Origin of the sequence: Ensifer sp. 22460, assembly GCF_052044935.1 — a bacterium.
GTDB lineage: Bacteria > Pseudomonadota > Alphaproteobacteria > Rhizobiales > Rhizobiaceae > Ensifer.
The window spans coordinates 107,243-132,633 of sequence record NZ_JBQENZ010000021.1 but is presented as its reverse complement, the minus strand read 5'-3'; the positions used below and the strand labels follow the sequence as shown (position 1 = coordinate 132,633).

General features: G+C 62.1%; 23 protein-coding genes. 11 read left to right on the top strand and 12 right to left on the bottom strand.

Annotated features, from left to right (window positions below; genetic code table 11):
- Nucleotides 1-39: 39 nt before the first annotated feature.
- The 8 genes from ACTJKM_RS24095 to ACTJKM_RS24060 form a co-directional block, all read right to left on the bottom strand.
- Nucleotides 40-834: a DUF1194 domain-containing protein gene (locus tag ACTJKM_RS24095; RefSeq protein WP_058327145.1), complete on the bottom strand. Its 795-nt coding sequence runs from the start codon at nt 832-834 to the stop codon at nt 40-42.
- A 92-nt stretch (nt 835-926) separates the two neighbouring features.
- On the bottom strand, nt 927-1,745 hold the full coding sequence (locus tag ACTJKM_RS24090) for an arginase family protein (RefSeq protein WP_058327144.1): 819 nt from the start codon (nt 1,743-1,745) through the stop codon (nt 927-929).
- Nucleotides 1,746-1,874: 129 nt separating this feature from the next.
- Nucleotides 1,875-2,759, bottom strand: coding sequence for an NAD(P)/FAD-dependent oxidoreductase (locus tag ACTJKM_RS24085; RefSeq protein WP_057253786.1), 885 nt, complete (start codon nt 2,757-2,759; stop codon nt 1,875-1,877).
- A gap of 195 nt (nt 2,760-2,954) precedes the next feature.
- On the bottom strand, nt 2,955-3,389 hold the full coding sequence (locus ACTJKM_RS24080) for an Rrf2 family transcriptional regulator (protein WP_057253788.1): 435 nt from the start codon (nt 3,387-3,389) through the stop codon (nt 2,955-2,957).
- 313 nt (nt 3,390-3,702) lie between these two features.
- Nucleotides 3,703-4,434 carry a hypothetical protein gene (locus ACTJKM_RS24075; RefSeq protein WP_058327143.1) on the bottom strand — a complete coding sequence of 244 codons (732 nt, stop codon included), beginning with the start codon at nt 4,432-4,434 and terminating at the stop codon, nt 3,703-3,705.
- A gap of 68 nt (nt 4,435-4,502) precedes the next feature.
- Entirely contained in the window at nt 4,503-5,426 is a 924-nt protein-coding gene (locus tag ACTJKM_RS24070; protein ID WP_440661142.1) for a DMT family transporter, read from the bottom strand.
- 16 nt (nt 5,427-5,442) lie between these two features.
- Complete coding sequence (locus ACTJKM_RS24065; RefSeq protein ID WP_058327141.1) at nt 5,443-6,411, bottom strand: DMT family transporter; 969 nt, start codon at nt 6,409-6,411, stop codon at nt 5,443-5,445.
- On the bottom strand, nt 6,408-6,983 hold the full coding sequence (locus ACTJKM_RS24060; protein ID WP_058327140.1) for a TetR/AcrR family transcriptional regulator: 576 nt from the start codon (nt 6,981-6,983) through the stop codon (nt 6,408-6,410). Before ACTJKM_RS24060 ends, ACTJKM_RS24065 begins: the two co-directional genes overlap by 4 nt.
- A 305-nt stretch (nt 6,984-7,288) precedes the next feature.
- On the opposite strand from ACTJKM_RS24060, the gene ACTJKM_RS24055 reads away from it, so the two are divergent.
- The 3 genes from ACTJKM_RS24055 (at nt 7,289) to ACTJKM_RS24045 (ending at nt 9,818) form a co-directional block, all read left to right on the top strand.
- A complete protein-coding gene (locus ACTJKM_RS24055) occupies nt 7,289-8,692 on the top strand; it encodes a DUF1254 domain-containing protein (RefSeq protein ID WP_058327139.1) in 1,404 nt (467 codons plus the stop codon).
- Nucleotides 8,693-8,866: 174 nt separating this feature from the next.
- A complete protein-coding gene (locus tag ACTJKM_RS24050; protein WP_058322409.1) occupies nt 8,867-9,562 on the top strand; it encodes an SOS response-associated peptidase in 696 nt (231 codons plus the stop codon).
- A gap of 10 nt (nt 9,563-9,572) precedes the next feature.
- Nucleotides 9,573-9,818: a hypothetical protein gene (locus tag ACTJKM_RS24045; protein WP_058327138.1), complete on the top strand. Its 246-nt coding sequence runs from the start codon at nt 9,573-9,575 to the stop codon at nt 9,816-9,818.
- On the opposite strand, the gene ACTJKM_RS24040 is transcribed toward ACTJKM_RS24045, so the two are convergent.
- Nucleotides 9,811-10,197 (bottom strand): hypothetical protein, encoded by a 387-nt coding sequence (locus tag ACTJKM_RS24040; protein WP_058327137.1) that lies wholly within the window; start codon nt 10,195-10,197, stop codon nt 9,811-9,813. The two genes, ACTJKM_RS24045 and ACTJKM_RS24040, sit on opposite strands and share 8 nt — an antisense overlap.
- 278 nt (nt 10,198-10,475) lie before the next feature.
- On the opposite strand from ACTJKM_RS24040, the gene ACTJKM_RS24035 reads away from it, so the two are divergent.
- Nucleotides 10,476-11,081 carry a histidine phosphatase family protein gene (locus ACTJKM_RS24035; protein ID WP_058327157.1) on the top strand — a complete coding sequence of 202 codons (606 nt, stop codon included), beginning with the start codon at nt 10,476-10,478 and terminating at the stop codon, nt 11,079-11,081.
- Between the two features lie 66 nt (nt 11,082-11,147).
- Here ACTJKM_RS24035 and ACTJKM_RS24030 read toward each other — a convergent pair whose 3' ends face one another.
- Complete coding sequence (locus ACTJKM_RS24030; RefSeq protein ID WP_058327136.1) at nt 11,148-12,071, bottom strand: bifunctional helix-turn-helix transcriptional regulator/GNAT family N-acetyltransferase; 924 nt, start codon at nt 12,069-12,071, stop codon at nt 11,148-11,150.
- Nucleotides 12,072-12,422: 351 nt separating this feature from the next.
- On the opposite strand from ACTJKM_RS24030, the gene ACTJKM_RS24025 reads away from it, so the two are divergent.
- Together ACTJKM_RS24025 and ACTJKM_RS24020 are read left to right on the top strand one after the other, a co-directional pair.
- Nucleotides 12,423-14,171, top strand: coding sequence for an adenylate/guanylate cyclase domain-containing protein (locus ACTJKM_RS24025; RefSeq protein WP_058327135.1), 1,749 nt, complete (start codon nt 12,423-12,425; stop codon nt 14,169-14,171).
- A 105-nt stretch (nt 14,172-14,276) separates the two neighbouring features.
- The gene (locus ACTJKM_RS24020) at nt 14,277-18,332 is read left to right on the top strand and encodes an NACHT domain-containing protein (protein ID WP_156436854.1); all 4,056 of its coding nucleotides are present in this window, start codon (nt 14,277-14,279) and stop codon (nt 18,330-18,332) included.
- Between the two features lie 57 nt (nt 18,333-18,389).
- Here ACTJKM_RS24020 and ACTJKM_RS24015 read toward each other — a convergent pair whose 3' ends face one another.
- The gene (locus ACTJKM_RS24015) at nt 18,390-19,280 is read right to left on the bottom strand and encodes a LysR family transcriptional regulator (protein ID WP_058327156.1); all 891 of its coding nucleotides are present in this window, start codon (nt 19,278-19,280) and stop codon (nt 18,390-18,392) included.
- A 309-nt stretch (nt 19,281-19,589) separates the two neighbouring features.
- Here ACTJKM_RS24015 and ACTJKM_RS24010 point away from each other — a divergent pair, with 309 nt between their 5' ends.
- On the top strand, nt 19,590-21,032 hold the full coding sequence (locus ACTJKM_RS24010) for an MFS transporter (RefSeq protein WP_058327133.1): 1,443 nt from the start codon (nt 19,590-19,592) through the stop codon (nt 21,030-21,032).
- A 78-nt stretch (nt 21,033-21,110) separates the two neighbouring features.
- Here the strand turns inward: ACTJKM_RS24010 and ACTJKM_RS24005 are convergent, their stop codons facing one another.
- Entirely contained in the window at nt 21,111-21,485 is a 375-nt protein-coding gene (locus tag ACTJKM_RS24005; protein ID WP_058327132.1) for a DUF4180 domain-containing protein, read from the bottom strand.
- Between the two features lie 388 nt (nt 21,486-21,873).
- Between ACTJKM_RS24005 and napE the strand changes: the two genes are divergently transcribed.
- Genes napE through napA form a run of 4 tightly spaced genes read left to right on the top strand, consistent with a single transcriptional unit; the run spans nt 21,874 to nt 25,352 of the window.
- Entirely contained in the window at nt 21,874-22,062 is a 189-nt protein-coding gene (napE, locus tag ACTJKM_RS24000) for a periplasmic nitrate reductase, NapE protein (RefSeq protein WP_058327131.1), read from the top strand.
- Nucleotides 22,063-22,064: 2 nt separating this feature from the next.
- Nucleotides 22,065-22,571: a ferredoxin-type protein NapF gene (gene napF / locus ACTJKM_RS23995; RefSeq protein ID WP_440661137.1), complete on the top strand. Its 507-nt coding sequence runs from the start codon at nt 22,065-22,067 to the stop codon at nt 22,569-22,571.
- Complete coding sequence (locus ACTJKM_RS23990) at nt 22,564-22,848, top strand: chaperone NapD (protein ID WP_058327129.1); 285 nt, start codon at nt 22,564-22,566, stop codon at nt 22,846-22,848. Before napF ends, ACTJKM_RS23990 begins: the two co-directional genes overlap by 8 nt.
- Nucleotides 22,845-25,352, top strand: a complete 2,508-nt coding sequence (gene napA, locus ACTJKM_RS23985) for a periplasmic nitrate reductase subunit alpha (RefSeq protein WP_058322418.1) — start codon at nt 22,845-22,847, stop codon at nt 25,350-25,352. The genes ACTJKM_RS23990 and napA overlap by 4 nt, the downstream gene beginning before the upstream one ends.
- Nucleotides 25,353-25,391: the final 39 nt, after the last annotated feature.

Here is a 25,391-nt window from a genome sequence, read left to right as displayed (position 1 = left end):
AGAAGGACGCTCCACGGCAACAGGGCAGCAAGATTGTGTCTACCGTCCGATCATCCGCTCCTGCATCTCCTCGCCGATGAAGCAATTGTAGCCGCTGCCGGCCCGAACCGGCCGCACGGTGGCCGGCTCCATGCGACTTACCTCCAGGCCGGAGATCTCGGTGATCAGCTTGCGCAGGATGGCGCTGGCGAACTCGCCGCTATCGGACACCTTCACCAGAAACGCACCGTCGCCGCCGATCACGCATTCGCGGTAATAGGCGTCGAGGTCGGGGATGGAGGCTGAGTCCGAGGCTGCGTGTGTTTTCAGCATGATCGGCAGGCCATCGATGACGATGCCGCGGGCGACGGTGGAATTGCGGGCGACCGGCGCCGGGACGCCGGAATTGTTGGGGCCGTCGCCGGAGATATCGATGACGCGGCGGCTGCCCTCGAAGGGGCTGAAATCGAACAGCCGTCGCGTGAACGCAAGGGTGTTGGAGATCGAGGTGAAGGCGATCCGCCGGATCGGTTGCCGACGCAGGAGCTCGGAATACTGCGCCGCCGTGCCGCGACCGTCGATCAGCGTCCAGGGCGTGACCTGCACCGCCGAGCCGCCCCACTCGACATAGGTGACTGCGATGCGGCCGAGCGGGCCGTTCTCGATGGCCTCGATCAATTCGGGCTCGAGAAAGGCGGCGACATAGCCCTGCCGCTGCAGCCGCTGCTCGTCGAGTTCCATGGAGTAGGAGACGTCGACGGCGAGCACCAGTTCGAGGTCGACCGATAGCGGCTTGGCGGAGATGCTTCCGCCGAGCAGGCAGGCGCAGGCAAGAAGGACCGATCTGAGCGTCATTGCAGCCGACACCGAACGCAAGCAGGAGGATCATGCTACGCCCAAACCGGCTGTCCGCAATGAGGAGCGTTGGCAGCCTGCCGAGGGCGAGGTCAGCGGCGCAGCTTTTGCAGAAGCGGTTCCAGTGCCTCGATCAACGGTTCAGGCGTCACCGGTTCGCCGCCCTCCGACCAGGCGTTCTGAAACTCTGCGATCTCCAAGCCGACGACTTTGCTCTTGGCAAGGACTTCGCAGGCCGCGCGCAAGTCGTCGAGCGACAGCCCGTCGTCATGCTGATAATCGGTCGGGACGATGCCAGGGTTCAGCACGTCGCAGTCGAGATGGATATAGACAGGCCTGCCGGCGACGGCCTCGGCAAGCTTCTGCGCAAGGTCGGCGCCGGGGCGGATATGCGGGATGTGCCCCACAGCGATGAGGCTAACTTCGAACAGATCGAGGTCGCGCTGCCCGACCAGGACGACATTGCGAACGGAGACACCGTGCCCAAGGCCGGATTTCCAGAGGCCGCACGGCCCCGAAAGCGCCAGCCCGCCGAGATAGCCGGTGCTGCTGGTATCAGGTGTGTTCAGATCGCCATGCGCGTCGAACCAGACGACGACGGCATCGTCATGGTGCCTGGCGACGGCAGGCAGGGTTGCTAGCGACACCGCGCAACGGCTCGTCGCCGCCAGCGAGAACGATCCTTCGGCGTAAACCGCGTCGAAGCGATCCTGCATGCGCCGGAGTGCCGGCATCGCGGCTTCGAGCTCGACCGTCCAATGGCCGTTCAGCGCCGGTTCCGGCTCTCCGATCACGACGGTTTCAAGACCGAGCCTTCGAGCGAGATGGGAGGCGATCGATCGGGCGCCCGGAATGGCCAGGTCATTGTGGTCGCCGGCGCGACCCTGGAAGCAGGTGAGGGCTATTGGCATCGATCACTCCAACTTACGTTCGGACCGAACGAAGCACAGGGGCAGTCGATTTGACAAGGCTGGAAGCCGAACGACGCAGGGCGGATGCGTCCGTTCGGCTTCCACCGCAGGCCCTGCGGTGGCTGCTCTCTATCCGAAAACCAGCGAGCGGTGCAGTTGCGCCCCTGCCCAGGCGCCGTCGCCGACGGCGAGCGAGACGGAGTGGGGAACGCGGCCGACGTCGCCGCAGGCATAGGCGCCGGGAATGGTCGTTTCCTTGGCGGCCGTGGCCCGGATTTGCAGCCCCATCGGTGTTTCCTCGATCTCGCAGCCGAAGCGTTCGGCGATGTCGCTGGCGGGCGTCGTGCGGGTGGCGACGAAGAGGCCGGAGAAGGGCAGGCGGCGGCCGTCTGTCAGCACCACTTCCGCGAGGCCTTCGAGCCTGACGATCGGGGTTTCGTCGATGGTGACACCGCGTTTGACGAGGTCGGCGCGGCCCTCCTTGTCGAGCGCGATGGCGCCATTGGTGAAGAAGGTCACCTTGCCCCATTCGGGAATGAGCTGCGCCTGGTGGATCGACATCGGGCTTGCCGCGATGACCGCGATCTCGCCCTCGTTGAGCTCGTAGCCGTGGCAATAGGGGCAATGGAAGGCGCTTCTGCCCCAGCGCTCGGCCAGCCCCTCGATGTCAGGCAGGCCGTCCTTGACGCCGGTTGCAAAGAGCAGGCGTCGGCCCTCGAAGGACGCACCGTCGGCGGTGGTGACGACGAAGGCGTCCTGCTTGCCGCTGGCGGTCACGGCGCGGCCCTCGATCCAGGTGAGCGTCGGATAGGCGGAGAGCTGCGCCCGCGCGGTTGCGGCGATCTCGCCGGGCGCGATGCCGTCCTGGCCGAGGAAGCCATGGGAGTGGCTGGCAAACCGGTTGCGGCGAATGCCCTCGTCGATGATAGCCACGCGCCGGCGGGCGCGCAGAAGCTGGAGGGCGGCGGCCATGCCGGCATAGCTGCCGCCTATGATGATGACGTCCTGTTGCATCGTTCAAGTCCTTTCGGTTGCGCGCGGACCAGCCCACCGGTTCACGGAACCAGCGCCTCGACCCGAGCCTTTGGGCAATAGAATTCCGGCCGGAAAACCGCGTTTTAAGCGGTTCCGGGAGCCGCTAAATGCGGTTCCGGGAATGCCGGATGTATCGGGATCGATCACGTCATGACGTGGATCGATCGGCTGCTGTCATTGCGATCGAAGCCGGTGCCGCCTTGCGAAATCCTCGGCGAGATCGGCGAGCGTCACATGCGCGAAGCGCTCGAGCAGCAGTGCCTCGGCCTCGGCAAAGGCAGTGTCGAGGGCGGCATTGACCGCCTGCTCGACGAGACATTCCGGCATTTCCTGCCGGTTGCCGATGGCAAAGATCGCGGGTTCGCCGAGCGTCTCATGCAGTTGCCGGAGCGTCACGGTCTTGAGATCGGCGGTGATCGCCCAGCCGCCCGCATGGCCGCGGGCGGAGGAAACGATGCCGGCGTCACGCAGGAAGCCCATGGTGCGGCGGACGACCACCGGATTGGTGCGCATGCAGAGCGCAAGCTCGTCCGAGGTCAAAGGTTCGCCGCGCTCGGCCATGTGGAGAAGCGCGTGCAGAACGGAGGAAAGGCGGCTGTCTTTTTTCATGTAACTTCAATTATTACGAATCGAAGCGTGATGCAAGGGGGGTGTGACGGGCAGCGGGCCTGACGGTGTGGCAAGGCGTTTCTCCAGTCCTCATTCCTGTGCTTGTCACAGGAATCCAGCCGCGCCGCGTCCGCGACGCGAGGGACTTCTTCCCACAAAGCTAGAAGGCATCGCGCCGGGACCGCCTATTACGCCGCGCCGACGCACGGCTGCTGGATCTCTGTGACGAGCACAGAGATGAGGGTGGGTGGGGGTCTCTCGTGGCAAGCAGACAGGGCAGCGATGGGGACCATGCTGACCTCAGGCTATAGGCCTAAGGCGCCAGATGGATGGCGCCATAGGGGTTGTATTTGAACTCGTCCTCGTCATAGGCATCCACGGGCAGCAGTTTGGCGCCACGGCGCGCCACGACCTTTTCGACACCCTCGGCGAAAACCTCCTCGGCAACAGTATCGATCATCGCGCTCAGCGCCAGTTCGTCGTCGGAAAGGCTTCTCGGCGCGTAGACGTCGGGTATGCCGACCAGATGGAAGCCGATGCTGTAGAGATGTTCGGCGGTGCCGATCGGCCGCTTGCCGAAGGCGAGGCGGCAGGGGCGGGCGAGGGTGGCATCCTTCTGGTTCTCCGCGTCGCGGGCAAGCTGCTTCCACCTGGCCACGCCGTGTGCGACGCCGGCGCTCTCGCCCTTGGCGGCGACGATGCCATTTTCCAGTGCATGGACGACCAGCCGAAGCGCCCGGGCTGAGGTCTCCACGGCATCCTTGGCCGTCATGGGAGGACCGAGCACATAGATCACAGAGCGATGGTCGCTGACCGCCTCTTCGTCGGCGTCGGTCCAGGCACCTTTCTGCACGCGATCCCAGCAGACCTCGAAGGACATCGGCATGCGGTCATCCGGCGCGTCCTCGGAAAACGTGTAGTCGATCTCGAAGCCGGGGGCGAAGCTGTCGATTGCCGACTGGATCACTTCGCACAGCTCGGAGAAGGGCCGCTTCCCGCCGAGCAGGCAGAGCACGTGGCGTGGTTTGACTTCGGAAAAGCTCATGGCCGCTGCAATCCCCAGTGTTCGAGCGAAGCTGTCGCAGACACCACCGCAAGATGCAAGCCGTCCCGTCAGCCGTGAACCGGCCGTTGCGCCCGTGCGACGATGACGATGCCGATGAGCGAGACGGTGAGGCCGGCTGCCATGGCCCAGGAGAGAGGCTCGGCGAACATGACGAAGGCCCAGATCATCGTCACGGGCGGGCTGAGATAAAGAATCGCGGTGACGCGGGCGGGCGAGGACTTCCTGAGCGCCAGATAATAGAGGCTCCAGGCGCCGAAGGTCGCAATGAAGACCAGCCAGAGGATGCCACCGATAAAGCCCGCATCGAGGACCGGCAGCACGCCGCCTTCGTGCCAAGCGAAAAGGGCGAAAATCGCAGCCGCCGACAGGCACTGAATGCAGAGGCTTTGGTGCACCGGCATGGCGCCTGCTGGGCTGCGCTTCTGCAAAAGCGTCGCCAGCGCCAGCGACAACGTGCCGAGAACCGGCAGGCCATAGGCCCAGAGCGGCACGTCGGCGACGTCGAGCGACCAGCCGGAGGCAATGAGCACACCGGTGAGCCCGATGAAGGAGCCGAGCCATTGGCGGGGGGTAAGCGCCTGGCCGAGGATGGGCCAGGAGAGGATGGCGACGGCCAGCGGCAGCATGTCGGTGATCAGCGCCACAAGCCCGGTCGGCACGCCGTAGGAGATGGCGAGCGCAAAGCCGGCGAGATAGCCGGACATGGCGAGTGCGCCGAAGAGCATCTGCGGCGCTGCACTCTTCAGCCGGATTTTCGGCCCGATCGTCAGCGCGAAGGGAAGCAGCAGCAGGCCGGAGACGAGGCTGCGCCAGAGCAGGATCAGGAAGATCGGCGCGTGGTCGATCGCGAAGCGGATGCCGACGAAGCCGGCGCTCCAGGAGATCACCAGCGCCGCCTCGAGCAAGATCAGAATGACGATCGCGGAGAACCGGTTTTCCTGGCGTTGGGGCAGCGCAGCAACGTCGCTCATCTCAAGGCTTCCGGCTTCAGCGGGTGTGGAGCGCCGCGTCGATCGCGGCATCGGATCGCTCAGGCTTGGCGCGGCGATGCCGCCCCGGCACCGGAACGGTCAGGACGAAGAGCGAGCCGACGATCAGGCCGATACCCACCCAGCCCTCGGCCGGCAGGCGCTCGCCGACGATGACGACCGCAAGCACGGCGGCAATGACCGGTTCGAGCAGCGACAGCGTGGTCGCCATGGTGGCCGACACGCGGGCGAGACCATAGGCGAAGAGCACATAGGCGACGAGCACCGGCACGAGCGCCATGTAGACGCCGACGGCGATGTTCGTCCACGACGCGAGCAGCGGCGCGCCGGTGAAGGCGAGCACCGGCAGGAGAGCCACGCCGCCGACGCCGAAGATCGAGCCCATGGCGGCGCGCGGCGGGATGCCCGCCTGCATCAGCCGGCGCGCTACCCAGGAATAGAGCGCATAGAGCAGGCCGGAGACGAGGCCGAGCAGAACGCCGTAAAGGACCGCCGCGTCCTGAGCGTTTCCGCCGCCGTGGCCGGCGCTTTCGGAAAAAGTGAGAAGCACGGCGCCAGCAAGGCCGGCGGCAGCGCCCAGTAGCCAGCGGGTCGTGAGCTTCTGGCCGTCGAAGATGCGCTCGATCAGCGAGGCTGCCAGCGGCGCCGAGCCGATGGAGATGACGGTGCCGATGGCGACGCCGGCGAGGTGCATGGAACTGTAGAAGGCGAGTGGATAGATCGCGACCGAGAGCGAACCGAGGACCAGCATCGGCCATTGTGCAGCGATCCGGCTGCTGCTCTTGACGATCGAGTGCAGCGCCGTCAGCGCCAGGAGCAGGCCGCCGAAACCCATGGCGACGGCGCCGATGCCGAGCGGGCTGACACCTGAGGCAAAGGTGGCGGTGGTGCCGGTCGTGCCCCAGAGGGCGGAGGCGATCAGCACGCAGGCAAAGCCGACGAAAGAAACGGAATTCTGGGAGGTCATAGCTGGTCCATGATGGAGATGGCGATCCTGCGCGCGGATTTCAGCCTGATGTCGTTGCCGTCAAGGCCGGCGCGGGACATCGCGCCTTCGAGCAAGAAGGAGAGATGCTCTGCGGTTTCGTCGATCGCGGCCCCGGCGTCGGGCCGCATCTCGCTGAGATACTGCTTGAACAGCGTTTCGACCTCGTCCTTCTGCAGGGCGACGATGGCGCGGGCGGGGTCACCGACGGAAAGCTCGGCTGCGGCATTCAGCAGCCCGCAGCCGCGGAAGCCCCAGGAGTAAGCCATCTCGGCGTGGTCGACATAGCTATCGAAGATCGCCAGCACCCGGTCTCGCGGCGTTGCCGCGTGTGCCAGGCGCTCACGGTAAAGCTCCTGCCATTCCTTGTGCCGGGCCTCGATATAGGCATTCACCAGATCGGTCTTGGACGAGAAGTTGTTGTAGAGGCTCATCTTGGCGACGCCCGCATGCGCGGTGATTGCATCGATGCCGGTGGCACCGACCCCATCTCGATAGAACAATTCGGCCGCGGCCTTCAGCAGGCGCTCGCGCGCCGGCGCTTTCTCGCTCATCGCTTTCTCCAAAACGTTAGGTAGACCGATCTACCTAATTTGTCCTGATGTCAAGGGCCGGATGTAAGGGGCCGGATGCCAAGGGCGCTATGCCAAGGGCTCAATGCCAAGGCAGTGTCCGGTCTGAGGAGGAGCCGGCGATCACGGGCCTGGTTTTCTGATTTAGGTAACTGTTACGTACTTCCGCGGCGAAAAGGCGGGAGGTCTACTTCCCAGCGGTTCATCGCGGTGGAAAGATGCGGCCTGGCGTCACGCCGCATTGCGTTTCGCGCTTCAGATGGACATTGCCGAAAGTGAGGATCCACATGCTTCGGGTTGCCTTTACAGCGCTTGCGCTCCTTGCCGGAACGGCGAGTGTCGTCGCACAGGACGTTTCGCCGGAAAGTCTTCAGCGCCGCGCCGTCGAGCGCCGGGCGACGGAGGCGGTCATCTGGGGCATGCCGGCGGTCAACGCCGACCTGATGCTGCAGGAGGCGCTTTCGAAGACCAAGGCCAAGGTCAACGAGATCGTCTACTGGTCGCGGCCGGTCAACTGGAAGAACCAGACGCTGACGCCGAACCCGGACGCGATCTACTTCATGTCGTTCTGGAACGTGAAGGACGGACCCATCGTCATCGAAATCCCGCCGGCAGAAGGCGGATCGATCGCCGGCAACATCGTCAATGCCTGGCAGATGCCGCTTGAGGATGCCGGGCCGGAGGGAGCGGACAAGGGCAAGGGCGGCAAGTACCTGATCCTGCCGCCGGACTACATGGGCGAGGTGCCGGAGGGCTTCATTCCGCTTCGCTCGGACACCTTCACAGGTTTTGCGCTGCTGCGCTCTAACCTGAAGAGCCATGCCGACGCCGATATCGAAAAATCGGTCGCCTATGGCAAGAAGATCAAGATCTACCCGATGCCGGTGACCGACAAGCCGCCGGAAACGGTCTTTACAGACGCCTATGATGTGCTGTTCGACAGCACCATCCGCTACGATGCGAGATTCTTCGACAACCTGAACCGCGTCGTGCAGACGGAGCCCTGGCTCGAACGCGACCGGGTGATGATCGATCATCTGAAAACGCTCGGGATCGAGAAGGGCAAGCCCTACCAGCCAAGCGACGAGACCAAGAAGCTTCTCGACGCGGCGGCCGCCGAGGCCAAGGCCGAGCTTTCCGCACGCTATGACGCTGGCTTCCCTGTGATCAACGAGGGCATCCGCTGGTTTCCGGCCGGCCTGCCGGACATGGTGGCGGCCGCCACGGACGCCTATGCCGACCCGAACAGCTATCCGGTCGACGCCCGCGGCGTGACCTACACGCTCGGCTTCACCGGCATCAAGCATATCGGCACGGCGCAGTTCTACCTGATGGCCAACAAGGACAAGGACGGCAACGCCTTCGACGGCAGCGCCAATTATCGCCTCGTCGTGCCGAAGGATGCGCCGGTCAAGCAATACTGGTCGGTGACGGCCTATGACCGCGAGACCCATGCGCTGATCCGCAACATGGACAAGGCAAGTGTCGCCTCGATCGGGTCAGGCGTTCAGAAGAACGCCGACGGCTCGGTCGAGGTCTTCTTCGGCGCCAAGGCGCCAGCGGGCAAGGAGGCCAACTGGGTGCCGGTCGATCCGAGCCGCAAGTTCGAGCTGCTCTTCAGGCTCTACGGCCCGGAAAAGCCGCTGTTCGAAAAGAGCTGGAAGCTGCCCGATGTCGAGAAGATGAAGTGACGCGCTAGAAGAGGGCGCTGGCGCCAAACTTCTTGGAGCCCGGAGAGGGCGATGGGCTGGGGCTGTTGACCCGGAGCGACCGGGCTATACCTTTTTTTCTGCGGTTCCGGCGCCGGTTGAATGCGCAAAGCCGCTGCTGCCGTTCGTTTTGCCGCCGGTTCCAGAGGAGCGATCATGTGCGGACGCGTCTATCTGAAGACCAATCTCGAGGGATTGCTGCGCGCCTTCGGCTTTGCGACGCGCGGCGGCGTCGAAGCGATCGCCAACCAGTTTCCGCGGTATAACGGCGCGCCGACGCTGATCTATCCAATCATCATCCGCGACGTGATCCGCGATCCCGATCTCTTCGGCCCGGTCTTCGTTTCGGCGCGCTGGGGGCTGATCCCGAGCTGGACGAAGGACCCCAAGGCGGGAAGGCCGCTCGTCAACGTGCGCAGCGACACGATCGCCACCAAGTTCCGCTCGTCCTATCAGCGGCGCCGCTGCCTGGTGCCGATAGACGGCTTTTTCGAATGGAAGGACATTCACGGCACCGGCAAGGATAAGCAGCCCTATGCCATCGCCATGAAATCGGGCGAACCCTTCTGCCTTGCCGGCATCTGGGAGAGCTGGCGCGACCCGGCAACCGACGAGGATATCCGCACCTTCGCGATCGTCACAACCGACGCCAACGCCATGATCGCCGATATCCACGACCGCATGCCGGTGATCCTTCACCCTGAGGACTACGAGCGCTGGCTTTCGCCAGAGCCGGAAGCGCCTGATCTGATGAAGCCGTTTCCGCCAGAGTTGATGACCATGTGGAAGATCGGCAGCAAGGTGGGCTCGCCGAAGAACGATACGCCGGATATTCTCGATCCGGTGGAGTGAGAGAATCATCTTGCTGAAGAACGAAGGCCCCGTTTACGTACTGTACCTGGTCGTACCTGTACTCGCCGCATTTCTGATCCGGGAAACCTATTCGTTCATCCGGTCATTGCGCTTTTACAAAGGCAATGGCTGGGATTTTACCGTCGATATCGGGCCGAAGATGTACAAGGGCGAATCGACTGATCCTGACTTTGAGATGTCGCCCAGGGAAAAATTATGGGATTTAGTAGCAACTACCACCAGATCGCTCATTTAACCTGCTGCGACGGCGATGTGGCTTGGATTTGAGATACCCGGTGCATCTTGGCCTCATGCAGATTCCAGATCGTCAGAAGCAATGTCGTCACGGCGAAGAAGGCCAGCGCTGCCAGATGGATTTTACCAATGCGGCGCGCGAAATAGGATCTGGCTTTGGCCTCGACAGCCAGCCCCACGGCTCGACGGTATCTGTCGCCTTCCAACAGATACCGAGCTATGCGCCCAACAGAACGATCCCGCGCGCTGGACCGATCATCGTCCTTTGGCCCTGCACTCAACCCCTGACGCACGCCGCTAAAGAGCAGGATCGCCAGCAACACCCAGAACACCAAAAAGGACAGGCCAGAAAGCTGCCCGCTGGAGGTAGTCATATCCATTGAAGTCTCCAGGCTATGCAGCAATGATCGCCTCTGCCATCAAGAAGCAATTGAAGCAGAATTTCAACCTCAGGACGCAGTCTTCTGTTGAGTTACACGGTCGGATGTTCGCCATGTCGGTGGCCGTTGCGACATAATTCCGAAAAATTACTCCTCGGCTATCCTATCAGCTTACTCGGTTCGGCCGCCTTTCTCGCCGCTTTCTCCATCCCTTTGTTCTGAGCGAAACTCCAGTGCACCGAACCAACGTTTCCCTTTCCGATTCGGCTGTGCCGACGGTGATCTATCTCCTTCGCCATGGCGAAACCGTCTGGAACACGCTCGGGCGGTTTCAGGGGCAAAAGGATTCACCGCTTACGAGGTGTGGCATCGAGCAGGCGGATTTCGTCGCGGCGTTGCTTCACGCGGAAATCGAAGGTGATGCTCAAGCCTTCGAGATGCAAGTCAGCCCGCTCGGACGAACCTGCGAAACCGCCGACCGGGTGCAGCGCGTGCTGCCGCTGGCGCGTCGCGAGGACGCGCGACTGATGGAGGTTTCCGTCGGGTCCTGGGACGGTTTGACGATGTTCGAGATTGATAACGAGTTTCCGGGAAAACTCGATGGTTCCGACGCCTTCGACTGGTACTTTCGATCGCCCGATGGAGAGAGCTTCGACGCAGCCTGCGCCCGGGCAAAGAGCTGGCTCGCCGATATCAAGGGGCCGACGGTGGCGATTTCGCATGGGCTGTTCGGCCGGCTGGTGCGCGGCGTCTATGCCGGCCTCTCCCGGCGGGAAATGCTGGAACTGCCGGTTCCGCAGGACGGATTCTACCGTCTCTGTGACGGGACGTTCAGTCTCGTAAGTGGCTCGCCGGCGCGTGTCCCGTCACTGCAAACGCAGTAAACGGGTGCGCCCGGCGGGACGAAATGCCTTCGGCCTTCTGTCGTCCGCAAGCCGGCGGCAGGATCCTCACAGATCCCGCGCCCACGTCTGGCCGGTCAAGTCCTTGCCGAAACTGTGGTGCTGCTCTTCCTCGATCAGCGCGAAACCGGCCTTCTCATAGATGTGGCGGGCAGCGTCGAGGCCGGCATTGGTCCACAGCACCATGCGCCTGTAGCCCTGAAAGCGGGCGTGTCGCATGCATTCCTCGACCAGGCGGCGGCCGATACCGAGGCCCCGCGCGCTCGGCTCGACATAGAGTAGCCGGAGCTTTGCCGTCGTTGCGTCGTGCCGGACGAGAAACACCGAGCCGACCACCTTGCCATCCTTTTCAGCGATCCAGCACCGGTCCGAAGCGGGGTCGTAGTCGCGCATGTATTTGACGATGATTTCCGCGACCAGGGCCTCGAACTCGGTGCTCCAGCCGTATTCCTGCGCATAGAGCGCGCCCTGGCGATGGATGATCCAGCCCATGTCGCCCGGTTGCGGATCGCGCAGGATATAGCCTGGCGTCCGCTCGTCCCGCAGCAGGCTCTCGATCTCGCCCATCGCGGCGACCAGTTGCCGCTGTTCCGGCACCGAGAGCTTTTCCAGCATGGCGACGACTTCGCGCTGGGAGGCATCCTCCAGCGGCTGGAACGTTGCGCGCCCCGCACCCGTCAGTTCCAGCTGTGCGACCCTGCCATCGGCTGGCGAGCGTGTCTTTTCGACCAGTCCCTTCTTCTCGAAGCCGGCGATGACCCGGCTGAGATAGCCGGCATCGAGGCCTAGCTCGCGGCAGAGATCGGTTGCTGTCAGCGCCGGCCGGTGCGCCAGTTCATAGAGAATGCGAACCTCCGTCAGCGAGAAGGCGCTGGCGAGCAGGTGCTCGTGCAGCAGGCCGATCAGGCGGGTATAAAACCGGTTGAAGCGCCGCACCGTCAGGGCGCGGTCGTCGATTTGTTGCGGAGACATGGCGATGCCTTCATAAATTTGCCTTGAGCAGATAATTAGTTGCTTTAGGCAATTAATGTCAAGTGGGGACGGCGCCGTGGACCCCAAGGCTCGACGACCTGAACGGGAGTCTGTTCTGACCCAGGCTTGCTTCGCAAGCAGCCTACGAGAAGCCTCGACCGCATGGTTCGCCGCTCGATGCCGCAATCGAATGATGCGCAGCGCCGGGTTGCTTCCGGACACTTGCTCTCTCCTGATTTGCGGAGTGCTAATTTAGGTAGGCGATCGCGTCGCCGTACGATAGTATTCTGCGGTGATCTCCTTGGTCCGGAAGCCCGGAACGGGCCGCTTTTCAAAGTGTTTGGCAAGCCCATGGAGCAGAGACTCGCCGCAGTGCTGGCGGCCGATATGGCCGGCTACAGTCGGTTGATGGAGGCCGACGAAGCGGGCACGCTTGCGCGGCTCAGAACCCACCGCATCGAGCTCATCGATCCGGCGATCGCCAAGAACAAGGGCCGGCTGATCAAGACCACCGGCGACGGAATGCTGGTTGAGTTCCAGAGCGTGACCGATGCGGTCAAATGCGCGGTCGAGATCCAGCAGCGCATGAAGCGGCGCAACAGCGACGTGCCGGAGGACCGGCGGATCGAATTCCGCATCGGCATCAATCTCGGCGACATCATCTTCGAGGACGACGACATCTTCGGTGACGGTGTGAACATCGCCGCGCGCATCGAGCAACTGGCCGATGTCGGCGGCATCTGCGTGACCGCCGCGGTGGCGACACAGGTGGCCGACCGCCTCGAACTGCCGATCGAAGACCTTGGCGAGAAGATACTGAAGAACATCAGCCGCCCCGTGCATCTCTATCGCATCGGACCGGAAGGCGTGATCCTGCCGGCTTCGCCGGACGAGGCCGATGCGAAAAGGGCGGTCTGCAAGCCGACGATCGTGGTGCTGCCGTTCGACAACATGAGCGGCGACCCGGATCAGGAGTTCTTCGCCGATGGCTTGACCGAAGACATCATCACTGCGCTGTCGCGCCGCCATGAGCTCTTCGTCATCTCGCGCAATTCGAGCTTCGTCTACAAGAACCAGCCGGTCAACGCGCGCGAGGTGGCCGCACGGCTCGGGGCGCAATACCTGGTGGAAGGCAGCGTTCGCAAGATCGGCGAGAGGGTGCGCGTCACCGTCCAGCTCATCGACGCGCTCAACGACGCCCATATCTGGGCCGACAAATACGACCGGCAGCTGGACGACATCTTCGCCATTCAGGACGAGGTGACGGCGGCGATCGCCGCCACCTTGCCGGGCCGCGTCGAGGCCGCCCAGCGCGACCAGCTCTCCCGCACGAAGCCGGCCAACATGGCGGCCTATGAATGCGCGCTCGCCGCCAAGGTGCTGCACCATCGCAGCACCGCCGCCGACAACAACCAAGCCCAATCGCTGATCGACCGGGCGGTGGCACTCGACCCCGGCTATGCCCATGCCCATGCCTGGCGGGCCTGCATCCTCGGGCAGGCCTGGGTCTACGGATGGTGCGCCGACAAGGACGCGACCTGGGTGGAGGTCAATGCCGAACTGGAACGGGCGCTGGCGCTCGACGACAACGACGCCGACGTGCACCGCATCCTTGCGGCCGTCAACGTCAACAACAACGAGCTGACGATGGCGCGCTATCACCAGGAGCGTGCGCTCTTCCTCAACCCCAATTACGACCTCGTCGTGGTGCAGCAGGGCGAGCTTCTGACCTGGCTCGGGCGGCCGGAAGAGGGGGTGGAATGGATCCTGAAGGCGATGCGGCTCAACCCGCATCACCCCGAACGCTTCTGGAGCCACCTCGGCAAGGCCCATTTCGCCGCCCGCCAATACGGCGAGGCGATCGAGGCCTTCATGCATCTTACGAGCATGGACGAGACGCAACACGCCTTCGTCGCCGCCTGCCACGGCTGGCTCGGCGACAACATTGCGGCGAACGCGCATATGGAGAAGGTGCGGACGCTGGCGCCGACGTTCGGGATCGAGACGTTTCTTTCGACGCTGCATTATGCGCAGGAGAGTGACGCGCAGCATTTGAGGGAAGGGTTGGTGAAGGCGGGGGCCGATCTCCACAGTCAATAGTGCGCGCGGGAAAACCACAGTTTTGCGCTATCGACTCCGTTGCCAGAGGCAGCGTAACGATGCAACCGTAGACTAGTGAAGTTACTAGCTACTCGGAAGTGCGTCGTGACCTATATCAGCCGGACACTAATTGCATCAAAGGGCGCAAGAGAAGAACGGTCGATAACCGAGCATGAAATAACTTCCCTTTCGAGAGTGGTTGTATTGCTTGGTGAGCCAGGTATCGGCAAGACCGAGTTGACCAGATATCTCGAAGGTTCTCTTGGAGCCACGAGAGTTGCCGCGGGGACCTTTTGGCGATCGGCCGACCCGGCAGTATATCAAAAGGGCGCCGCCGATACGCCGCTCATCATTGACGGGCTAGATGAGATAGCAGCGCCAGGCGCAGAGCCTCCGATTGACCGAATACTTCAATCTCTTAGCAAGCTTAAGAATCCAAACGTAATAATATCTTGTCGTTCTGCGGACTGGGTGGCTTCCGTTAACAAGCACAAGATCTCGCAGGACTATGGTGTTGCGCCAATCCCCGTGCACATCCTTCCTTTTAACGACGAACAAGTCAGATCTTTTCTGGGAGGTTATGATGCATCTATTGATTGTGATCAGTTTCTATTTGCAATCAAAACTCAAGGGTTAGACGACCTCAGCGGAAACCCGTTGACATTGAAACTGCTGGCTGAAGTATGGCTTCAGGATGCGGGGCTGCCGAACAGTAAAACCGAGCTGCTAGAACGGGCGACAAACGTCCTCGTGGAGGAAGAGAACGAGGCACACGATCACTCCCCACAAGCTCAAATCCCAGGGGAAGAATTGCTTACTGCAGGGGGCGCGATATTCGCACATTTGCTTCTTTCGGGGGGCGTCGGTATCGCGATTGGAAATCGGAGGCGGCCGCCGGCGGGTTTTGTGCCGTTCGCCGATCTCAGCAGTGTCGGGTTCAATGCGGACGTTGAGGCAGTAGTCAAAACAAGACTATTCAAATCCGAAGCCGAGGGGCAGCTTGTTCCGGTTCACAGAGTAATCGCAGAGTATCTTGCGGCTCGTTGGCTTAGCCAAAAGCTCGACGCCAAACTTTCACAACGGCGGCTTTTTCGGTTGATCGAGTTCTCGGGTGGGGTTCCATCAGCGCTCAGAGGTTTGCATGCTTGGCTTGGGTACTTTTCCCCGAAGGTGTTTTCTCGCTGCGTCGATACCGACCCTTACGGATTTCTCCGTTACGGAGATACAAGTCGTCTTTCGGTGGTGAATGGACGCTATCTTCTCAAAGCGCTCACAAAGCTGGCTGAGGAGGACCCGTACTTCCGAAGCGAAGATTGGGGAGTTCGCTCAGTTACTGGGTTAGGGCGACCTGAACTCAAGCAAGACATCGTGGCACTTATTACGAGCCCACAAAGGCACGTGCAGCTATCGGCACTCATCCTTGAGTCGCTTGCTGACTCAGCTCTGACGGCCGAAGTTGTCCCTGAATTGCTCGTGTTAGTTCAAGATAAGTCCGCACCATATGTGGAGCGAATTAACGCTGCGGAGGCGCTCGTTAGATCCAAAGTCTCGATAGACTGGCCGTCGGTGATGCAGACGCTGCTCGGCCAAAAGCGCCTCGATAGCAGTCGCTTAGCTGCGGAATCAATTGCAGTCATCGGGCCAACCAGCTTCAACCCATTGATTATCGCTGACGCTTTAATTGCTTTAAACGGAATGAACGAATCCGAACGCCGTGAAGCTCGTATTTTCGGTTCCGATTTTCTGCTTATTGATCGCACACCTCCCGATTTGGCCCAACGCGTGCTGGATTGTATCGCCCAGCGAGTAAGAGAAAAATCAAGACCGCGCCATTGGCATGCTGGCCGCGCAATGATGTCGGCGGTCCAGCGACTTCTCTTGTCGGCTATCGATGGTGTTGAAATTGATCCTGGGCGATTTTGGTCATGGGTCGCGTACCTCGAAGGTCGCGCTGGTTACGATGAAGATGCTACGGCCAAGATAGCGAAATATCTGCGAGCGAACGATAGCCTTCGTCGCGAGATACAGCGGCTTGTGATCTATGATACGGCGATAGACGGTGCCCCCTGGATGGCGATTGTTCATGAGTTGCCGCGCAGTCTTCCAGGCCTTGATGTCTCAATGGATGACGCTGTCTTCTTTCTTTTCGAAATTGCCGAAGCAACGACGCCGGCGCCATACCAAATCGAACTGTGGGGTGATCTCATCCGAGCAATGGGAAGGCCGGACCGGTACGAGGAGAGTTTGAAGAACGCGATCTCTGTTGGTGTTCGGCGGCACGAGAGTTTAGCGGCCGTGTTCGAAGAAATTTCGCGACCTCCAACCCGCGACTATGAGGCTGAGGAAAGACAACGGCAGAAGCGTTATAACAAAAGCCGACTTGCAAAATTCCGTAGGCATCGTGCGGACTTTTCAAAGAGCAAGGAAGCAATCGCGGCGGGTCAGGATCTCGGCGCTCTGATCGCACTGGCGAACGGTTATCTTGGTCGATATGCTGATCTCGACCGTGATGTCGACCCAGTCTCTCGCCTATGTGAGTGGGTTGGCGACGAGATTGCCAGTGCCGCCACTAGGGGATTTGTGGCGGCTCTTCAGCGGGAAGATTTGCCTGACTTGGAGCGCATATGCTCAGTGCGTACTGAAAATAGGCATTGGCGGGCGGAATCCGTAATGCTCGCAGGTGTCGTCGAAATTGTCCGATCACGGGAGGCACTCGAAGAGGTTCCCCACGGGGTGATAACGGCGGTACTAGCCATCTGGTGGGATATGCCAGAGTTTAATTCCAACAAGCTTGGTGAAGATATAGAGACCACTCTCCAAAGCATGGTCTTTTCGAACGAGCAAAGGGCAGAGACGTTTATTTCTGCGATTGTTGAAACTCAACTTGCTGCGGGCAAGTCGCCTATCTCAGGTGTTTATAGATTTGTTCGCGAGAATCGTTTTCTCAACTTTTCTCCTAGGCTCGCACTGAAATGGCTGACCAAATATCCAGGTGCTCCACATGACACTCAAGCGGAATTGCTACGGTTTGCCATACGCGCAGCCGATAGATTGGAACTTTTGACTCTTCTGAATGATCGTGTAAGCGGCTTAGACGGTCTTGATAGGGTTACGCAACTTCTCTGGGCTGCCGCCGCATTCTGCATCGGGCCGCCGGCGGTGTATCAGCAGGTTGCCGCGACCGCCTCCGAAGAGCTCCTTTGGTCCGTAAAGGACATAGTTTTGCCGGATACCGATGGTGCCGAGCGCCTAGACCTTCGTATTGAACGGTATGAAGCGATCATTCGGGCCTTTGCCGCGGAGTGGCCGGACGTGGGGCACCCTTCAGGCGGCTGGAGTGGCCGTCAAAATCCGTGGGACGCCAGCGATTTCATTAAATACTGCATAGGATCGATTAGCTCTAGTGCGACGAGCGAGGCTACTGAGACGCTTGATCGCCTTCTGGTGTCCGTGGGGCAGAGCACCTACTCCGAGTACTTACGACACATGGCATTCGTCCAGCTTCGAGCTCGAAGAGATCAGAACTATGTGCCTCCATCGTTCAGCGACTTGAAGGACATTCTCGCGAACGCGAAGCCTACAAGCGTACAGGACCTACAAGCAATCATTCTCGATCACCTGGATGACCTTCAGCAGTACGTGAAAAACTCTGATACTGGTGGATGGGAAGCTTTCTGGGAGCGCGACGTTCCCAAAATTGAAAACGTATGCCGGGATCGCCTCTTGGACCTATTACGGCCACGTCTTTCAGGCGCGGTGGAACTGATTCCCGAGCTGCCAATGCCAGATCAAAACCGCGTCGACATCTATGCTACCATTCTTGGCAGAGGATTGCCGATCGAGATCAAGGGCCAGTGGCATCCGCAAGTGTGGAACGCATCGAGCGCTCAGTTGATCGAAAAATACGCACGCGATTGGCGCACTGATGGCAGAGGGATTTATCTTGTGTTGTGGTTTGGTCAGGTGGCTGGAAAGAACCTTCCCAGGCGACAAGATGGCAAGAAACCCCCACCAGGTCCGGCTGAACTCCAGCAAATGTTGTTTGATGGACTGGGCGAAGATGAAAAGTCGCGGATCGATGTCGTCGTCATTGACGTATCAATGCCGGTCACAGCTCAAGCGCGGTTGGCGAAGAAGACGGCTAAAACGAAACAAGCTTAGGTCTCGTTGTGTTTCGTCGCTCCCATCTCCTCGCGCCTTTTCCATCCCTTCACCCCACTACCCGTCACACACCTCCCGCACGCACCCCCTTAACCACCGGTGCGCCGGGTCGGCGTCCAGGCGCGGGTGCCAGATCAGCGAGATGGTGATCTCCGAGAGGGTGACCGGCAGGGGGAAGGTGAAGAGGTTTTCGCGGAGCGTTCCGGTGTAGCGTTCGGGGACGCTGGCGATGAGGTCGGTGGCGCGGGCGAGCGCCAAGGCCTCGGAGAAGCTGCCGACGGATGCGGCGATCTCGCGTTTGAGGCCAGCCGCATGAAGGGCGGCGTCGATCGGGCCGGTGTCGTTGCCGCGGCGGGAGACGTGGACGTGGCGGCCTCCAGCGTAGCGGGCGGGGGTGATCTCGCCGCTCGAAAACGGATGGCCTGATCGGACCACGCCGACGAAGCGGTCATGGAAGAGGGCCTGGGCGCGAAGCTCCGGGCCGGTCGTGTCGCTGACAACGCCGGTTTCCAGGTCGACGCTGCCTTCGCGCAAGGGGCTGCTTTCCCGGTCGAGTTTCTGCACGAAGCGAAGGCGCACGCCGGGGGCTTGCCTGGCTACGCGGGCAATCAGCGCCGGGCCGAAATTCTCGACGAAACCCTCGCGGTTCCTGAGCGTGAAGGTGCGGGTAAGCGTCTTCAGGTCCAGGCTTTCGGCGGGGCGGAGGCAGGCTTCGGCTGCTTCGACCAGGGTGCCGACATGGGCGCCAAGCTCCAGCGCCCGCGGCGTGGGCACGAGGCCACGGCCGGCGCGCACCAGCAGCGGATCGCCGGTTGCCTCTCGCAGCCGGGCCAGCGCCCGGCTCATGGCGGATGGGCTGAGCTGCAGGCGCCTGGCGGCGCGGGCGACGCTGCCTTCCGAAAGCAGCACATCGAGGGTCACGAGCAGGTTGAGGTCGGGTCTGGTCATGGCCTTCCATAGCATGAGTTCGACCATGATGTGGCGTCAAACGCACGAATGAAGTGCAAATGCTGCGCCTTCCGCCCTATGTGTCAGAAGATTAGGTTCTCGGGAACCGAATTTGGAGGGTTTCCCGATGCTTACACGCCTGCTGGCGCCCACGGCCCTTGGCCGTTTCCTGATGTCCCTGATGTCGCGGTCCGATTGCATGAGATTGCCGCATAAACAGAGTCACGAAGTCGCTCTAACGCTTTATTTTCAAGGGATTTTCTGCGCGAGAATTGAGCGTCGCGAAACCGTGAGCGCGGGAGGTGGCCGATGACCGCGACCGACACCACCATGGCCCCGGACGCTCTAGCGCGTTCCGTTCGCTGGGTGCTCGCCAGCCTTTCACTTTCCATGTTGCTTTCCTCGCTCGGCACCAGCAGCGCCAATGTCGCGCTGCCGGCGCTGGCGGACGCGTTCGGCGTGTCGTTTCAGGCGGTGCAGTGGGTGGTGCTTGCCTATCTGCTAGCGATCACCACGCTGATCGTCGGCGTCGGACGGCTTGGCGATATCGTCGGCCGCCGGCGGCTGCTTATTGCCGGCATTGCGCTCTTTACCACCGCCTCGGTCGTTTGCGGCCTGACGCCAAGCTTTGCACTGCTGATCGCGGCGCGGGCGGTGCAGGGGATCGGTGCGGCGGTCATGATGGCGCTGACGATGGCCTTTGTCGGCGAGGCGGTGCCGAAGGCGAGGACCGGCAGCGCCATGGGCCTGCTCGGCACCATGTCGGCGGTCGGCACCGCGCTCGGGCCCTCGCTTGGCGGTGCGCTGGTGGCCGGCCCGGGCTGGCGGGCGATCTTCCTCGTCAACGTGCCGCTTGGTCTCGTGGCGCTTTTTCTCGCCCGTCGGCATCTGCCGGCCGACCGGAAGACTGAGGGCAGGCAGCGCCCGCGCTTCGATGTGCCGGGCACGCTGTTGCTGGCGTTTTCGCTCGGCGCCTATGCGCTGGCGATGACGCTGGGGCGCGGCAGTTTCGGCGTGCTCAATGTCGTGCTGTTCTCGGCCGCGGCTCTCGGGCTTGGGCTCTTCCTGCTGGTCGAGGCGAAGCTTGCCTCGCCGCTCGTCCGACCGTCGATGTTTCGCGAGCCCGCTTTAAGCGTCGGGCTTTCGACCAACGTGCTGGTCTCGACCGTGATGATGGCGACGCTGGTGGTCGGGCCGTTCTATCTCTCCCGCGGGCTCGGGCTCGATGCGGCGACGGTCGGGCTCGTCATGTCGGTCGGGCCGGTCATCTCGGCTTTTGGCGGCGTGGTCGCCGGCCGGATCGTCGATCGGCTGGGGGCGCGATCGGTGGTGACGGCCGGTCTCGTGGCAATGGTTGCCGGCTGCGCGGCACTTGCGCTGCTGCCGGGTCTCCTTGGCGTCGTCGGCTATATCGCGGCGATCGCGATGCTGACGCCCGGCTACCAGCTCTTCCAGGCGGCCAACAACACGGCCGTCATGGCCGACGTCGGCCCAGACAAGCGCGGCGTCGTTTCCGGCCTGCTCAACCTTTCGCGCAATCTCGGGCTCGTCACCGGCGCATCGGTCATGGGGGCGGTCTTCGCCTCAGCCGTGGCCGCAAGCGATATCGCCAAAGCCGCGCCGGAGGCGGTCGCGGGTGGCATGCAGGTGACCTTTGTGGTCGCGGGGGTGCTGACCGTGATTGCGCTTGCGATCGCGGCCGGGAGCAGGGTGTTTACGGGAGGGCGCGTCGGTTCCCGCAATACCCGCTGATGGGCGGATAGCTTGATGCAGGATCACGATGGTTTGGTCGCGCCAAACCATCGTGATCGTTCATTTGCCGGCCTGGGATCAGGCGGCCGGCGCGCTCGCAAGCCTGGCGCTGAGCGTCTCGAAATCCGGGACGAACCAGATGGAATTGCCCTTGTTCGTCTCGCGCACGAAATCGGTCAGCGCCTTGCTGCCTTCGAGCCTGGCGCCGATATCGCCGACGATGGCGAGCCGCATGCGGTAGTTGACGAACTTCTGGAACACGTCGCCGGCAATACGGGTCGAAAGATCGAGGAAATCCGGGCCGAGCCGTTCCACAGGGATCGCCACCACGGTGGCCTCATGCGCCCAGGCGTCGCCGAGAAAATCATTGGCGTCGCCCGGCACCTTGAGGAGGGGGCCATCATTTGCGCATTTCAGCACGCGCGTGGTTCCGATTTCGAGAAGCTGTGTCATGCGTTCGGGATAGGGGATAAAGCCCTGGGTTGCAAGAGTGGTCGTGTCAGGCGCTGCGGCCGAGCCAGCGCCGCGTTCACCGTCCGTGAAATTCGCCCGACATTTGCGCTGTTTGACTGGCTCGGGCGATCGGTCCTGAATCGATGTATTCTTTTAAACATAACGAATCTCGTAAAATTGTTTGTTCTTCGCGAGTTATTTCGGCGCGCGATCCGAGAGTTTCGGACGATTTTCCCGTTGGAATCCTGTTGTTTTGACCCAGATCAATGACCCGCTCAGTTCGCTATCTATTCTGCAACAGGATACATTCTTGTCATCTGCCGGTTACGGGATTGATTTTTATTTCGGGTGGCGCATCTTACCTTAGATTGTGTTGGGGGACGCAGAAATGCCAGAACTCGTTCAGCCACAGCCGATCGAAAGGCCGCCGCGCTCGCGGCTTGCGGAGTTGCTCACCTTCCTGGTGCTCGCCTTCGGCATCTGGCCGATCGTCGCCGTCGGCATCGTCGGCGGCTATGGCTTCCTCGTCTGGATGCTGCAGATCATCTTCGGGCCGCCTGGTCCTCCGGGACATTGAGGTTGGCCATGGGCATCGAACCTCTTTCCCGCCGTGAACTCTTTACCGGCCGCGCCGCCGCAAAGCCCGCCCGCATCCGGCCGCCCGGTGTTTCGGAGGCAAGCCTTGCGGCCTGCACCGGCTGCGGCGCCTGCGGGGAACGATGTCCCACCGGCATAATCCGTCTCGCAGACGGTCTCCCCTTCGTCGACTTTTCGCGCGGCGAATGCACCTTTTGCGGCGCCTGCGAGGAAGCCTGTCCTCAGCCGGTGTTCGAGGCAAAGGACGTGCGGCGCTTCCCCCATGTCGCCGCGATCACCGATACGTGCCTGGCGCGCCGCAACGTCGCCTGCCAGTCCTGCGGCGAAAGCTGTCCGGAGCAGGCGATCCGCTTTCGCCCGCGCATCGGCGGGCCGTTCCTGCCTGAGATCAACGAGGCCAAATGCACCGGTTGCGGCGCCTGCCTCTCGGGCTGCCCGGTCAGCGCGATCGCGGTCAAGGCAATGGAAGCGGAGGTGGCTCATGTCTGAGGCCGCAACGGCAAAGGCGGGCACGCCCTATCACATTTCGAGCGCCGTGGTCGCCACGATGCCTGACAGCACCGAGAGCATCCTTCAGACGCTGCAGGGAATGGAAAACGTCGAAATCCACGGTCACGGCGGCGGCAAGATCGTCATCGTCATCGAAGGCACCAGTACGGGCCAGCTCGGCGAGTGCCTGACGAAGATCTCGCTGCTTGATGGGGTGATCTCGGCCAACATGGTTTTCGAGCATGTCGAAATGGAAGAGGAAAGGCAGGAGCCATGAGCGGACAACTGACGCGGCGTGACATTCTGAAAGCCCACGCAGCCGGCATCGCCGCCGCCACGGCCGGCATAGCGCTGCCTGCCGCCGCACAGCCGGTGCCCGGCGGTGTCAACGCGCTGGAGATCAAATGGTCCAAGGCGCCGTGCCGCTTCTGCGGCACGGGCTGCGGCGTGATGGTGGGCGTGAAGGAGGGCCAGGTCGTCGCCACCCACGGCGACATGCAGGCGGAGGTCAACCGCGGCCTCAACTGCATCAAGGGCTATTTCCTCTCCAAGATCATGTATGGCAACGACCGGCTGACGACGCCGCTCCTGCGCAAGCGCGGCGGCGCCTACGCCAAGGACGGCGAGTTCGAGCCGGTGAGCTGGGACGAGGCCTTCAACGTGATGGCCGAGCAGGCGAAGAAGGTGCTGAAGGAGAAGGGGCCGACGGCGGTCGGCATGTTCGGCTCCGGCCAGTGGACGATCTTCGAGGGCTATGCCGCGACGAAGCTGATGCGGGCGGGCTTCCGCTCCAACAACCTCGACCCCAATGCCCGCCACTGCATGGCGTCTGCCGCCGTCGCCTTCATGCGCACTTTCGGCATGGACGAGCCGATGGGCTGCTACGACGATTTCGAGAACGCCGATGCCTTCGTGCTCTGGGGCTCGAACATGGCGGAGATGCACCCGATTCTCTGGACGCGCGTCGCCGATCGCCGCCTCGGCCAGCCGCATGTGCGGGTCGCGGTGCTTTCGACCTTCACCCATCGCAGCATGGACCTGGCCGACATCCCGATCGTCTTCAAGCCAGGCACGGATCTGGCGATCCTCAACTATATCGCCAACCACATCATCGAGACTGGCCGCGTCAACGAGGACTTCGTCAGCAAGCACACCAAGTTTGCCCGCGGCGTCACCGACATTGGCTATGGCCTGAGGCCCGACAATCCGGTCGAGGTCAATGCCGCCAACTCCAAGGACCCGGGCAAGACCGAGCCGATGGATTTCGAGGCGTTCAAGGAATTCGTTTCGGAATACACGCTGGAAAAGACCGTCGAACTGACCGGCGTCGAGCCGGAATTCCTGAAGCAGCTTGCCGAGCTCTATGCCGACCCGAGCCGCAAGGTCATGTCGCTCTGGACCATGGGCTTCAACCAGCATGTGCGCGGCGTCTGGGCCAACCAGATGGTCTATAACCTGCACCTTCTGACCGGCAAGATCTCCGAGCCCGGCAACAGCCCGTTCTCGCTGACCGGCCAGCCTTCGGCCTGCGGCACGGCGCGCGAGGTCGGCACCTTCGCGCACCGCCTGCCGGCGGACATGGTGGTGACCAATCCCGAGCACCGCAAGCATGCGGAGGAAATCTGGCGCATCCCGCACGGCATCATCCCGGAAAAGCCCGGCTATCACGCCGTGCAGCAAGACCGGATGCTGAAGGACGGCAAGCTCAACTTCTACTGGGTGCAGGTCAACAACAACGTCCAGGCAGGACCCAACACCGCCAACGAGACCTGGCAGGGCTATCGCAACCCGGACAATTTCATCGTCGTTTCCGATGCCTATCCGACGATCACCGCGATGAGCGCCGACCTGATCCTGCCCGCCGCCATGTGGGTGGAGAAGGAAGGGGCCTACGGTAATGCCGAGCGGCGCACCCATGTCTGGCACCAGCTCGTCCAGGCCCCCGGCGAGGCGCGCTCGGATCTCTGGCAGTTGGTGGAATTCTCCAAGCGCTTCATCACGGACGAGGTGTGGCCGAAGGAGATCCTCGACGCCAGCCCCGAATATCGCGGCAAGACGCTGTTCGAAGTCCTGTTCAAGAACGGCGAAGTCGACCGCTTCCCGATCACCGACGTCAGCGCCGAGTACGACAACAACGAGGCCAAGGACTTCGGCTTCTACATCCAGAAGGGCCTGTTCGAGGAATATGCCACCTTTGGCCGCGGCCACGGCCATGACCTGGCGCCCTATGACACCTATCACGAGGTCAGGGGCTTACGCTGGCCTGTCGTCAACGGCCAGGAGACGAAGTGGCGCTACCGCGAGGGCTTCGACCCTTACGTGAAGGCGGGCGAGGGCGTGAAATTTTATGGCAACAAGGACGGCAAAGCGATCATCCTCGCCGTGCCCTACGAGCCGCCGGCCGAATCCCCCGACGAGGAGTACGACACCTGGCTGGTGACCGGCCGGGTGCTGGAACACTGGCACTCGGGCTCGATGACCATGCGGGTGCCGGAACTCTACAAGGCGTTTCCGGGTGCACGCGTCTTCATGAATGCCGAGGACGCCCGCAAGCGCGGCATCAACCAGGGCATGGAAGTGCGCATCGTCTCGCGGCGCGGCGAAATCCGCTCGCGCGTCGATATCCGCGGCCGCAACCGCATGCCGCCCGGCGTCATCTTCGTTCCCTGGTTCGACGCGAGCCAGCTCATCAACAAGGTCACTCTCGACGCCACCGATCCCATCTCCAAACAGACGGATTTCAAAAAATGCGCGGTCAAGATCGTTCCCGTCACCCTCTAGGGTTTTCTCGGCTGAAGCGGATTTGCGGAAACGTCCTGT